Origin of the sequence: Parabacteroides hominis, assembly GCF_014287585.1 — a bacterium.
GTDB classification, from domain to species: domain Bacteria; phylum Bacteroidota; class Bacteroidia; order Bacteroidales; family Tannerellaceae; genus Parabacteroides; species Parabacteroides hominis.
Genome location: NZ_JACOOJ010000035.1, coordinates 12360 through 26009, shown reverse-complemented (window position 1 = coordinate 26009; position 13650 = coordinate 12360). Strand labels below are relative to the sequence as shown.

Below are 13650 nucleotides of genomic sequence, written 5' to 3'. Positions count from 1 at the left end.
CCTCCCCATAAGATTTTTTAATTCTTAATTCTTAATTCTCCGACGGCGGCGGACTCCCGGCCCCCCACCCCTTATCGGCTTTCGGCCCCATCTTCAGAGACAGGACACCACCAGCGGTAATCCGGCTATGGTCGAACCAGGGCTGGTTCAACTCTTCGCCATTCAAGGTTGCCGATTGCACATATTTATTATCAGAGGAAGCGCCTTCAGAGACGATCTCGAACACGTTACCATCGCCGAGGTCGATCTTCACGTCTGAAAAGACCGGACTACCGATATTGTAAGTCGGAGATCCTGGTGTCACCGGATAAAATCCCATCATGCTAAACACCACGAAGGCAGACATGCCGCCGCCGTCTTCATCACCGGGGACTCCCATCAGGTCGTTACGGAACCATTGGTCAAGCAGGGCGCGGATGCGTTTCTGCGTCTTCCAGGGCTGTCCGGCATAATTATACAGATACGGGATATGCAGGCTCGGTTCATTTGCCATCGAGAACATGCCGACATTGCCGGTGTGGTCAGGCAGGAATGAATAGAATTGCCACTTGGACATCCCCAAAGGAGTGTCGAACATCGAATCGAGGGCGGCCGTAAAGGCCTCGTTTCCTCCGATGAGCGAAATCAGGTCGCCGATGTTGTGTTGCACATCCCAACGATAAACATAGCCGTTGTTCTCGTCATAATAATCACGGGCGCCCAACCCGCCGGAATACCGGTAATCCACTCCTTCGATAAACCGGCCGTCCTTATCCTTCGGATGGAAGAAACGGGTTTCCGGATTAAAGAGGTTCCGGTAGTTGTAAGACCGGGCAAGGAAATATTCCGCATCCTCTTTCTTTCCCAGTTCGGCCGCAATCTGTGAAAGACACCATTCGTCATAAGCCGTTCCTAAGGTAACGGCGACGGGCTGGCGTTTTTCCCACGGAGAGACGTTAGCCACCGTTTCTTTTTCACCCGGTTTCAAAGCCGGGATATAGCCATGTTCCTTATAAAATTCATCCAGCCATCCGGAAGGAGCCGCCGACCAGGGGATCAGTGTTTTCTCCTCGATACCCTTGCGGGCCGCTTCGTAGGCTTTTTCAAGATCGAAACCGCGAACGCCTTTCCGCCATGCATCGATAACGGTGGCAACGGCATGGTTGGAGTTCATACGGCGGGAATCGCCGGTCACTTCGGGGAATGTCGGCATCCAGTTCGTTCCCATTTGCCGGGCCATCAAGAGATATGAATTGATAATATCGGTCTCACGCTCTTTATCGATCAGGATACGGAGCGGATGGGTGGCACGGTAAGTATCCCAAATCCAGTCGTCGGTATAGAACGGATGGCCGCCGTCTTCATGTATCTTGCCGTCGAAAGCGCTATAATATCTGCCGTCTTCGCTCAGGTTCACCGGACGTTCATAACAACGGTACAAGGAAGTATAGAAAACGGTCTTGTCGTTTTCGCTCCCTCCGCTTACCTGGATCTTGCCTAAAGCGTCGTTCCATTCGTTTCGTCCGATCCGGGCGATTGCATTTACATCGTATGAGTTGATTTCACGCTCCAGGTTCTTCCGGGCTTGCTCCGTACTGATAAAAGAGATTCCATAACGGACGCCGATCTTTTTCTGACCACCGAAAGCCAGTGCCAGAGCGGCATCCTTGCCTTCTACGGACGATTGGCCGTACTTCACGGTTCCACCGGACAGGACACCGGATTGCTCCGGCGCCTTGTCTGTCTCGGCATATAAATAGACCTTCGTTTTCTTATCCACATATTGGAAACCGCTGACCGTATTTCCATCACATTTCAACTCTCCATTCCGGCTATTGAACACTAAGTAAGCCGGCCCGTCCTTTTCGAACGTCAGGCTATAAACCGCACTCTGGTGGGAAGGAGCATAATCGACCTCGATATTCGCATCGTCCAAATATACCTGATATCGGTACGGGACGATCTTTTCCCGGTCGTAACTATACGGGATGACCGGTTTCAGCCCCGCCTCATCGCCCTGGTAAGGACTCAGGTTGAAAGCCGAACTACCCCGATGGCTTGTCACGATGAGAGGCAAGCCTCCCAATCGGTCTCCCGTGAAATCCCCACGTTCGGGATAGACACGCAACATGCTGTTTGGCAGATGGACGGTCGGATAGGTCGGGACCAACAGATGGCTGATGTTACCCATATAGGGATTGACATATTCGACCGGTTCTTTCGGCAGGTTATCGGCTACCAGCCGTTTGCCTTTGACGTAATACCTGTCGACAAACATCATGATGGCAACTCCGATCACGACGCCCAATAAAAATTTTCCTATTTTCTTTAGTAGCTCCATCGTTTATTTCTTTTGTTTCTCATTTACTGAAAATGAATACGGGAAATCTTCCGGATTCACGCCTCTGTCCATATTCGGCTTATCTCCCATCTTGATGTCCAGGACACCGCCTTTCAATAATTCGAAATGTTCCAGGTAGTTTTTGGTGTACTCCTTCCCGTTGAATGACATCGACTCGATATAGATATTCTTGTCGTTGTTCTCCGGTGCATTGATAACCAGATTCTTGCCGTTCTCGAAATGCAGGGTGGCTTTCTTAAACAAGGGTGCGCCCAATACATATTGCGTTGTTCCGGGAGCAACCGGATAGAAGCCGAGAGCGGAGAATACATACCAGGCGGAAGTCTGTCCGTTATCTTCGTCACCACAATAACCGTCCGGTGTCGGGGTGTACATGCGGTTCATCACCTGACGTAGCCAGTATTGGGCTTTCCAAGGCTCACCGGCATAGTTATAAAGATAAATCATATGCTGGATCGGCTGGTTGCCATGCGCATAGTTTCCCATATTCATGATCTGCATTTCACGGATCTCATGGATAACCTGTCCATAATAGCTATCGTCGAACACGGGAGGAACGGCAAATACGGAATCCAGCATGGTGACGAATTCTTTTCTTCCACCCATCAAATCGATCAATCCCTGCGGATCGTGGAAAACAGACCATGTATAATGCCAACTATTCCCTTCCGTGAAAGCATCTCCCCATTTCAACGGCGAGAAAGGAGCCATGAACTTGCCGTCTTTATTCTTTCCACGCATCAGCTTGGTTTCCTTATCAAACAGGTTTTTATAGTTCATCGCACGTTTGGCATACAGGTCAAGTTCTTTTTTAGGACGTCCCAGGTCTTTTGCGATCTGGTAGATGCACCAGTCGTTATAGGCATATTCCAACGTACGGGCGGCATTCTCGTTGATCTTCACATCATAAGGCACATAGCCCAATTTGTTGTAATATTCATGTCCGAGGCGACCGGTAGAAGAAACCGTCGGATGTACATTCTCCGTTCCGTGGATCAAACCTTTGTACAAAGTTTCGAGATCATCCACCTTTATACCCTTGACGTAAGCATCCACTAAAACCGATGCAGAGTTGTTGCCCACCATACAACCACGATGTCCGGGGCTTGCCCATTCGGGGAAGAACCCGCTTTCCTTATAGGTGTTGATCAGACCTTCCTGCATTTCTTTCGACATTGTCGGGTACATCAGGTTCAGGAATGGGAACAGGCTACGGAACGTATCCCAGAAACCGGTATCCGTAAACATATAGCCCGGCAATACTTCTCCGTTGTAAGGACTATAATGCACGACTTTCCCTGCCGCGTCTATTTCATAAAACTTACGGGGAAACAGAAGCGAACGGTACATACAGGAATAGAATGTCCGGTACTGGTCCAACGTGCCGCCTTCCACTTCGATCTTGCCCAGCTCCTTGTTCCATACATCTTTGCCTTTTTGCACCAATGTGTCGAAATTGTCGGAACCCAACTCTTTCATATTGAGGGTTGCCTGTTCGAAACTGATAAACGAAGAGGCGACCTTCGCATGCACGACCTCGCCTTTTGCCGTCTTGAAACCAATAACGGCGCCGACATGGTCGGATTCCTGCTCACGCGCACCTTCCTTCAATGTTGCATCGGCAAAAGTCGCTTCATAAGTGAAAGGTTTGTCAAATTCGATCACGAAATAGTTCTTGAAATTTTCCGGTACACCGCCGCTATTCTTGGTCGTATAGCCGATAATCTTATTTTCTCCGGGGATCACCTTGATGTAGGAACCTTTGTCAAACGCATCCACTACGACATAAGAATGTTCGTTTTCCGGGAAAGTGAAACGAAACATGGCGGCACGATCCGTCGGTGTCAACTCGGTCTTCACGTCATGTTCCGCCAGATAGACTTCGTAGTAATACGGTTTTGCGATCTCACTCTTGTGGGAGAACCAACTGGCGCGTTTGTCCTGATCGAATTCAGGAGCGCCGACAACCGGCATGATCGCAAACTGCCCGTAATCATTGATCCAAGGGCTTGGCTGGTGGGTTTGTTTAAAACCGCGTATCTTATTGGCGGTATAGGTATATCCCCATCCGTCACCCATCTTACCGGTTTGCGGTGTCCAGAAATTCATACCCCAAGGACGTGCTATGGCCGGATAGGTATTACCGGTCGATAGCTCGAACGACGATTGTGTCCCCATTAAAGGATTAACATACTCTACCGGATCAAAAGCACCGTTTGACGCGACGGCAGGCCTCCCCAGGCTGGTTAGCATAGCAATAAGGGCAAAAGCCCATATACTTTTTTTCTTCATATTTATTTATACGATTAATATTCTACTTACAAAGATAAGTCAAACAACCCCTTAAGTAAAAGCAAGTAATGTGGATTTTTCTCAAAAATCAATAAAAAGGGAGGTTGCCCGTGACGAACAACCTCCCCATACTCAAGGGTATGTCCACCCTTTTTTATCTGGGTACAAGCCTTTATTCAAAACCTGGATTTTGTTTCAAAGAAGGATTTCGTTGCATTTCATTATCAGAAATAGGCCACAATAAGTCTTTTTCCTGATAAACGGCTCCCCACGGATTCTTAGCTCCAATCACATTTACAAAAGATACTTTTCCTTTAGCATCTTTTGATGTAACCGGATACATACGAGTACGCTGAATATCAGACCAAGTACGCATCTCAAATACAAGTTCACGCATACGTTCCACCCAAACTTCCTGAATAAAAGCTTCTTTAGACAGACTGCTTAATGAACTAACTATATCTGAACGATCTGTTGTTGTATAAGCACGTGCACGTACATCAGCCAGATAACCAATAGCTTCCGTTGTTACTCCTTCACTCTGTGCTATCGCTTCCGCCGCAATCAACAATACTTCTGCGTAACGATACAGAGCCAGATCCTTGCTACTCTTAGCTGACTTTGTCATTGCCTCTTCGTTATACCAGATATAAGGGCAAGTAACGAATTTGTATTCTCTTAAGTTACCACTCTTGTCTGTCAACATTTCGCTTGTATGGAAAAATTGTTTTTCCTGAATACGCAAATCCTTTTCAGGATCATATACATTCAGATATTCCTCTATAGGACGATAGGCATCGTTTGTCAAAGAATAAGCCAATTGATTATCTTGTGCACCAGAGACCGGCAAACAAATCTGTACCTTCGGATTGGAAGCGATGCTTGCTTCATATTCATACGAATACAGATATTCTTTTGTATTATCCTCCGTACGAATTACATTATAAGCACTTGTTTCAGGAGAATTCCCATTCTGAATCAAAGCATATTTTCCGCTATTAATAATACTTCTCGCCACCTTAGCCGCTTCAGCATATTTGTTATTTAGCAAAGGATAACCGCTCATCTGCAGATAAACATCTGCTAATACAACCTCAGCTGTACCTTTGGCTACACGAAAACCATTCTCCGTAAATGCGACATCATTCAAATGATCTACCGCAAACGTCAAATCTTCAACAATCTGATTATATACCTCTGCAGATGCAGTTCTGGATACATACAAATTTTCCAATGATTCATACGGTTCTGTAATTAAAGGTACATCCCCAAAGAATTTCACCAGATAGAAGTAATTGAAGGCTCGGAAAAATTTAGCCTGAGCCAACAAATTATTTCTTTCGGTTTCTTGTAATCCCGGAGTAGACGGGATATACTTGATAGCTGTATTTGCACGGGAAATCGCTTCGTAACAATCATCCCAAACACCATCCATTGAACCGGCAATGTTTTTGGCCGTATGAGTCAGCGTTTGGCTATAAGAAGCAATTACTTCCTGTCCTTTATAGCCATTATCAAACAAGCCTGAAATATACCCTCCCATCGTACTGCTTGACGGCATATATACACCACCATTTCCATACAGATCAGGAGCACCGTTCCGATACAATACATTTACGGCCGTACGCGCATGATTAGGTGTTGAAAAGTTTTGTCCCAAATCCAATTCACTCTTCGTTTTTTCTTCCAAAAAGTCGCTACAGGAAGTTGAACCTCCCAATAAACCGACACAAATGATTCCTAATAATATCTTTTTCATTTTCATTAAATTCTGAAGTTATTAAAATGTAAGATTAGCACCCAGAGTAAATGTTCTCGGCTTCGGATATTGGAAGAAGAACATATTCTGTCCCCACTGGTTAGATCCCTGTGAAGTACCTTCAGGATCATATCCCTTGAAATCTTTCGAATGAATAAGGAATGCATTATTTACGTTGAAATAAGCACGCAAAGAACCCAGTCTCAAAGCTTTCAATACTTTTGAATCGAATGTATAACCTAATTGGATCAGATTTGCGCGCAAATAAGAGCCATTACAAACCCAATGTGAATCCAATTCCGTACTCTGTTTTGCATTGTTAGGAGACGATGCATTACGGATAGCCTGAACGAATGTATTCGGATTTTCAGGAGACCATGCATCATACAAAATAGAAGACAAACCACTCGTCAAACCAAAACGGTCTTCTGTCGAATGCATAAATTGTTGTAAGACATCTACCCCCATAACAAATTGCAAATCCAGCGTCAGATCAAAGTTTTTATAACGAAATGTATTAATGAAACTACCTGTCCAGTCAGGAATACCTTTACCTAATACTTTCTTATCTTTAGAACGTTTCGCCTTACCGACAGCACTACCAGCGGCAGCAGCTTCTTCAGCTTCATCCACTCCATAAATACCCAATCTTTCATATCCCCAGAAAGAACTCAAAGATTCACCAACACGCAGAATAGTTTGAGAACCTGAGACCCAATCAGGGCCTGGCAATATATCTTCATTATTTTCACCCAGTTTCTCAATCTTATTCTTATTATAGTTCATATTCAAAGTCGTAGACCAGGTAAAATCAGGATTATCAATATTAACTGTATTTACCATCAAATCCAAACCCTGGTTAGAAACTTCACCGATATTATCAATTACAGAGTCAAAGCCGGTTGAATGAGGAACCGGGCGATCCAACAATAAATCCGTGGTTAACTTGTAGTAATAAGAAACATCGAAATTCAAACGATTACGGAACAAATTCAAATTGAAACCAATATCAAACTGATTTGTTTTCTCCCATTTCAAATCAGGATTAGCCAAACGGGAAATATAAGAGTTATTAACACGGACAGAGTTCAATAATGTAGTTCCAGAGGCTACTGTTGCCAAAGATTTGTAAGTACCGATTTCAGAGTTACCTGTCACACCGAAACTTGTATGCAACTTCAACTGATCGATGAAGGATATGTCCTTCATGAAATCTTCATTTGAAATTAACCAGCCTAAACCGACAGAAGGGAAGAATGCGTATTTATTATTCTTACCAAATTTAGAAGAACCATCGATACGGGCAGTTACTGTAGCCATATAACGATCATTATAAGTATAAGAGCCTCTTAAGAAATAAGAGTTCATAGCCCACTGAGCGTAAGAAGACGTAGGAGCCTGAGGGTTCGAGCCAGCACCGATATTATCAAAGCCAAAGAAATCGTCGGCAAACCCCTGTACCTTCGTTTCGTTATCACGAACAGTACGCTGCTGCCAAGAAAGACCTGCCATAGCGTTCAATCTATGTTTGCCCCAATTATTCATATATGTCAGGTAAGTTTCTTCCTGCCAATACAAAATATCTTTATCATACAAACGGGCTTCGCCCTGTTGGTCATAACCCAGATTCAATAGTGTTGAAGGTGTATAATCACGATCTCTATTAATATGAGCATCCACCCCAAACTGAGTTTTCAAATCTAATCCTTTAGCCAAATGAAAAGTCAAAGCAGCATTTCCAAACACCTGTGTTTTATAACGATTACGCTGTTGTGTCAACAATGTTTGTACAGGATTTGACATCGCTTCCAAAGAGAAATCAGAGGTAGAATTTGAATTCGCATAACTACCGTCCGGCATATAAATCGGGAATATAGATGGAAATTCGATCATTGTACGACGAGCATCCTGATTACCACCTTCTTCTTGTGCCTCATTTGCCCACGTATGGTTCACCAATACATTGACAGAGGTAGACAACCAACTCAGCGGATCAGCATCATAAGCCACCTTTGCATTCAAACGTTTCATATAAGTATTCAACATCACACCTTGCTGGTCCGTATAGTTCAAAAAAGCTCCTACGGAAGATTTCTTTCCACCCTGCTGAATACTCAACTGATGATTATGTGACCAGGCCGTACGGGTAGCTTCACGCTGCCAATCCGTATTATATTTAGGAGTCCCGTCAGCATTAAACAAATTTGGATCAGAAGGATTGAACACATAATCTTGACCATCATACAAACGTCCATTTTCATAGGCAATATTCATCGCCTGCATGAACTCATTAGCATCCAATACATCCATGTATTTAGCTACCTTTCCCATGCTCACAGAACCACTATAGCTAACAGAGACACCTTCACCATCTTTACCGCGTTTTGTTGTTACCATGATCACACCATTTGCACCACGAGCACCATAGATAGCAGCAGAAGATGCATCCTTCAAAACTTCGATACGTTCGATATCATTCGGATTCAGGTATTTGAAATCTTCCATTACCACGCCATCAACTACATACAATGGATCTGAAGATGAGTTGATAGTACCGATACCACGAATCATCACACGGCTTGAACCACCCGGCTGACCAGAGTTAGAAAAAATATTAACACCGGATGCTTTACCTTTCAATCCGTCCAAAGCACTAAAAGATTGCTGCTTCAACATCTCATCTGCTTTTGTTACAGAGATGGAGCCTGTTACGTCGGATTTACGTTGCACACCATAACCAACGACTACAACTTCTTCCAATGCTTGCGAATCTTCCGTCAGCATAACGGTAAATGTAGTCTGGTTTCCAACCGGAAGTTCTTTTGTCAGATAACCGATAAAAGATACCTGTAGGATTGCTCCTTCCGGAACGTTGGTAATCGTAAAGTTACCGTCCATATCTGTCATTGTACCGTTCGTAGTACCTTTAATAATGACATTGGCACCGGCAACCGGACCAAATTCATCGTTAACAACCCCGGAGATTGTTTTACCCTCCTGGGCTACTACCGGATTTGCATTCTTTGTCAAAACGATATAATCGTTTTCAAAAGCATACTTTACATTCGAATCACCGAATGCTTCACTTAAATACTGAGCGACCGTTTTATTTCCCGACTTAACGGAAACGGCATCGTTCGTATTCACTTCATTTTTACTATAGACAAACAGATAATCCGTTTGTTTCTCTACCTGATCGATAAACTCACCGATCGTTAAATTCTTTCCACTGATATTGACTCTTGCATTTTGCGAACTTGTTTTGGCTGCAAATGAAGAGAATACGCAAAGGAAAAGAAGGAAGGCTGAAATTCTCATGACATTTAGAAATTTCGGTTCTTTTTTCATAACTTTGCTTCGTTTACTTGTTAATACTTAATTTGTTGGAATTTTGTGTTAGCTTAGGGCCGATAGGTGCGGGAACATCTATCGGTCTTTTTATATTTTCTTCTCTCTAAATCATAGGCGACGGCATTAAATTAAAGATTAAACATGTTTTTCTTACATCCATGTCCGTTTAGCGAATAGTGATACAATTGTTTTCCTCATCCTTCACAAACGAGAAATAATACACTTTCTGCAAGGTTTGAAGCACGCTCTCCACCCCATCACGCTGACGGAACTTACCACTGAATCTATACTGATCCAGTTTCTTGTTCTTTTGTATGATTGTTATATCATAGTATAGCTCAAGTTTCTTAATGATATAGCTGAAAGGCACATCGTCAAAAGCGTAAATGCCTTCTTTCCACAACAGGAAATCAGAATTATCGAAATAGCTTTTTACCAGTTTACCATCTGACAGGAAAACACATTCGTGCGGCGTAATATTCAGAGCATCCGCATCACTTTCACCCTGGTAGACTTTCACCGCACCTTCGACCAAAGATGTATTGAATTCCTCATGTCCCTTATAAGCAAAGACATTGAACTTCGTACCCAGCACCTTGATGTTTGCTTTTTCCGTTGAGATGACAAAAGGAGCTTTTTCATTCCGTTTCACTTCAAAGAAAGCCTCTCCATCCAGTTCCACTTTCCGTTCATTCTTTCCGAAATGATTGGGATAACGTAAAGTCGAACGGGCATTCAGCCAAACGGTTGTCCCATCGTGCAACTTCAAAAGCGCACGTTGTCCGGAAGGGGTGGAAAATTCTTCATATGCGATTGCCGGTTCTTCAACTACAGGTTGCTCTGTCCGGCTGGTAATCATCCAGGTAGAAAAAACAGCGATGCAAACGGTTGCCGCATATCCCAAGATATGCTTATATGGGATTGCAAATGCTTTCTCTCTGCGGGCTTGCTTAAATTCGAGAAGCTTGCCCACAGCAACAGATTCATCCTCTTCTGTCGGGATCCACGAGGTCAAAGCACGAAGATTCTGAACAGATAAGAACTCTTTTTTCAGTTCTGCATCTGTTTCTATGGCGGCAAATAACTGCTTTTTCTCTTTAGCAGTTATTTCCCCGTAAAAATATTTTGTTATCAGTTCATACATTTCTCATGCTTTTATAGGGAAGAGCGATTATCTTTTCATTTACCACTAAAAGACAATCGTAAATAAATATTATTTAACACTAATAAGGAATAGCAACAGGGGCAAGTAGTCCTTCAATTCAATACGAAGTTTCTTTAAGGCTATGGACATCTGGTTCTCCACCGTATTCATCGAGATATCTAATTCATCGGCGATTTCCCGATATTTCATTCCTTCTATACGGCTCTTTAAAAATATTTCACGACAACGTTCGGGCAGTTTATCGATAGCGTTGGCTACCACTTTCTCGATATCTTCTTCAGATGTTAAAGTATAGTTCAATTGTTCAAGAGCCAATAACTTAAAGGTCAGTTCCTGCTTGTATTCCTCTGCCACCACTTTATGACGAAGATAATCAAGGCTCCGGTTTTTCACAAGCGAAAAAAGATAGGAAACCAGGCTGACCTGTATATCCAACACTTCCCGCTTCTCCCATAAAAGAAGGAACACATCCTGGACAACATTCTCGGCATCCTCCTCAAACAATACATATTCCCTGGCAAAACGGAGCATACGGGAATAGTATGTGACATATATCCTGTCAAAATTATTCCGTATGCTACCTTCGATAGAAATAGGTTTGCTCATTCACTTATATATCTTACTTTACACTCTCTTTAAATAACTGAGTTCTGTAAGAACTTCAGAATTTCATCGCACAACAAAGATATAAAAGATTTATTCATGATACGAAATTTTCAAACAAATAATCCATTTATCAACGTTTCGATCGTAATATACTACAAAACAAATTATTAATATGATTACGATTAGTAACTTGCAACTGCGTCTTCTTTCGCTACAACCATCTACCGGAACAGCTAACTTAATAAGTGAACCGGATTCCGACCTGCAAGGTGAAGGTGAACGGGTGGACAGTACGCATACTTTCGAAACGAAGACTGCTATTACGATATTGCGGGTTCATATTATAATAATAGCTCACACCCGGCTCGACGAACAACGAGAGCGGCTTACGGAGTTCGGCCTGCATGCCGACAGCCGCATTCCAGGAGGGTTGCCAGCGGTTGATTCGTAAATCCGCATCTGTCTTCTTTGCCGATACGCAATATTCGATCATGCCCCCTGCCGAAGCATAGAGCGAAAGATTTTTCCATTTATAGAACGTCCAGCTTAGCTTAAGCGGAATACCTATGTAATGCAATTTCTGTGAACCGTTCTGCGTCTTCCCTTCTTCCAGGATTTCCGAATACAAATAGGTATAAGACAAACCTGTTTCCAGAGCGATCCGGGGTGTGATAAACATACGAGCTGACAATCCAAAAGTGATTGGAATATGATGGCGATAATAATAGTCCGTCTTCCAGTTTTCCGAACTTCCTCCGCCTCCACCCGTAGCGGCTTTTGTCTGAAGTTTTTCCGATGGATTGTCATCCGGCCGTTCAGGTTTCTCTTCCGGTCTCGGATGATCCGGTTGGCTAACCCATTCTTCACGATGCTCGAAACCGCCTCCCATGTTCGTTACATGATTGCTACCGGTCTGGATACCGAAAGCAAAGCGGTTAAAATCAAATATCTTCTTCTTTTCCTCAACAGGACGATAAGGCAAGCTGTTTCGCTTATCCGGTTGCGGCCCGGAATCCCGGTGTTTCGGCATGGCTGGTTCCGTTACCTCGATATCATCAGAGCTATTTCCGGCAATCATGACCTCTTTTGGTAAATCCACGGGATAAAGTTGCGGTATCAGGCTGTCGATTACCTGAATATAAGGGAAAAAGCGTGCATATGCCGGTTTCTCCGGAATTTCTTCTGGCGGCAACGCTGGCGTAACGGATTCTTTCTTTTCGGGAGACAAGACTACAGGATGTTCCGCCACCACTTCTTTCGGTTCCTCACGGCGGGAAACGACAACCGATATCATCAGACACAATAAAGCAACGGCAGCTATAAACACCCAACGATACAACTTGTAGCGGACCGGTTTCGCCCGCAAGCCAGGCAATTCCGGTTCAGGCATGAGCGCAGAAAGATCCGCATCCAGCTTTTCCCAGCCGCCCTTCCGGAGAGGGAGACGGAACTCGTCTTCCCGGTCTCGGAGCATTTGCAGTATGTCGTTCTTTTCGTTCATGTCTGTTTATTCTGTTTTCTTTAATTGTTCCTTGATGCGGGTAATCAGCAGGCGGCGGGCACGGTTCAGTTGGGATGCCGACGATGCTTCATTGATATGCAGGCTATGTGCAATCTCTTTATGACTCCAACGCTCAAACACATATAAGTTGAACACGGTACGATAGCCGGGCGGCAGTTCCGCCACAAACTTCATCAGAACATCCATCGACAGCACACTTGCATCCGGCTCCGGTTCATCCGGCAAGTCCGACACATCATCCAACGACATCCCGTCACGAAGCAAGTCCCGGTGGCGGAGGTATTCCAGGGAAACGTTGGTAAACACCCGGCTCAGCCAGGCCCGAAGGCTTCCTTCGCCTCTATAAGTGAAAGAAGACATGGACGAGTAGACTTTCAAGAAACCGTCATGCAGAAGATCGTGAGCCGTCTCTTCATCACCGGCATAACGGTAGCATAGACATAGCATCCTTTCCGCAAAGCGCTCATACAGCTCCTTGCGGGCAAGATTGTCTCCGGTCTTGCATCTATCGGTCAACTCCGTTTCTGTCATCAATTCTTATAGTGCTTTTAATAGTAAATGCAGGGATGTATAAAACCTTGCATGCAGGGAAGAAAAAAATTTCATCCCGATGA

8 protein-coding genes are annotated in these 13650 nt (G+C 44.1%); all 8 read right to left on the bottom strand.

Annotated features, from left to right (window positions below; translation table 11 throughout):
- Nucleotides 1–31 precede the first annotated feature (31 nt).
- Nucleotides 32–2257 (bottom strand): GH92 family glycosyl hydrolase, encoded by a 2226-nt coding sequence (locus H8S65_RS16360; protein WP_374046282.1) that lies wholly within the window; start codon nucleotides 2255–2257, stop codon nucleotides 32–34.
- Between the two features lie 66 nt (nucleotides 2258–2323).
- Nucleotides 2324–4633, bottom strand: a complete 2310-nt coding sequence (locus H8S65_RS16355; RefSeq protein ID WP_186930932.1) for a GH92 family glycosyl hydrolase — start codon at nucleotides 4631–4633, stop codon at nucleotides 2324–2326.
- A 172-nt stretch (nucleotides 4634–4805) separates the two neighbouring features.
- Nucleotides 4806–6392 carry a RagB/SusD family nutrient uptake outer membrane protein gene (locus H8S65_RS16350; RefSeq protein WP_222616306.1) on the bottom strand — a complete coding sequence of 529 codons (1587 nt, stop codon included), beginning with the start codon at nucleotides 6390–6392 and terminating at the stop codon, nucleotides 4806–4808.
- Between the two features lie 21 nt (nucleotides 6393–6413).
- The gene (locus H8S65_RS16345; protein ID WP_436277884.1) at nucleotides 6414–9710 is read right to left on the bottom strand and encodes a TonB-dependent receptor; all 3297 of its coding nucleotides are present in this window, start codon (nucleotides 9708–9710) and stop codon (nucleotides 6414–6416) included.
- A 199-nt stretch (nucleotides 9711–9909) separates the two neighbouring features.
- Nucleotides 9910–10887: a FecR family protein gene (locus tag H8S65_RS16340; RefSeq protein ID WP_186930929.1), complete on the bottom strand. Its 978-nt coding sequence runs from the start codon at nucleotides 10885–10887 to the stop codon at nucleotides 9910–9912.
- 69 nt (nucleotides 10888–10956) lie between these two features.
- On the bottom strand, nucleotides 10957–11514 hold the full coding sequence (locus H8S65_RS16335) for an RNA polymerase sigma-70 factor (RefSeq protein ID WP_186930928.1): 558 nt from the start codon (nucleotides 11512–11514) through the stop codon (nucleotides 10957–10959).
- Nucleotides 11515–11752: 238 nt separating this feature from the next.
- Nucleotides 11753–13015 carry a porin family protein gene (locus H8S65_RS16330; RefSeq protein ID WP_186930927.1) on the bottom strand — a complete coding sequence of 421 codons (1263 nt, stop codon included), beginning with the start codon at nucleotides 13013–13015 and terminating at the stop codon, nucleotides 11753–11755.
- Nucleotides 13016–13021: 6 nt separating this feature from the next.
- The gene (locus H8S65_RS16325; RefSeq protein WP_186930957.1) at nucleotides 13022–13567 is read right to left on the bottom strand and encodes an RNA polymerase sigma factor; all 546 of its coding nucleotides are present in this window, start codon (nucleotides 13565–13567) and stop codon (nucleotides 13022–13024) included.
- Between the last annotated feature and the right edge of the window lie 83 nt (nucleotides 13568–13650).

Bases quoted from the DNA above. Each gene is read 5' to 3' on its own strand.
- H8S65_RS16345 (WP_436277884.1), bottom strand. From the start codon at position 9,710: ATGAGAATTTCAGCCTTCCTTCTTTTCCTTTGCGTATTCTCTTCATTT.
- H8S65_RS16340 (WP_186930929.1), bottom strand. From the start codon at position 10,887: ATGTATGAACTGATAACAAAATATTTTTACGGGGAAATAACTGCTAAA.
- H8S65_RS16350 (WP_222616306.1), bottom strand. From the start codon at position 6,392: ATGAAAAAGATATTATTAGGAATCATTTGTGTCGGTTTATTGGGAGGT.
- H8S65_RS16335 (WP_186930928.1), bottom strand. From the start codon at position 11,514: ATGAGCAAACCTATTTCTATCGAAGGTAGCATACGGAATAATTTTGAC.
- H8S65_RS16360 (WP_374046282.1), bottom strand. From the start codon at position 2,257: ATGTTTGTCGACAGGTATTACGTCAAAGGCAAACGGCTGGTAGCCGAT.
- H8S65_RS16355 (WP_186930932.1), bottom strand. From the start codon at position 4,633: ATGAAGAAAAAAAGTATATGGGCTTTTGCCCTTATTGCTATGCTAACC.
- H8S65_RS16325 (WP_186930957.1), bottom strand. From the start codon at position 13,567: ATGACAGAAACGGAGTTGACCGATAGATGCAAGACCGGAGACAATCTT.
- H8S65_RS16330 (WP_186930927.1), bottom strand. From the start codon at position 13,015: ATGAACGAAAAGAACGACATACTGCAAATGCTCCGAGACCGGGAAGAC.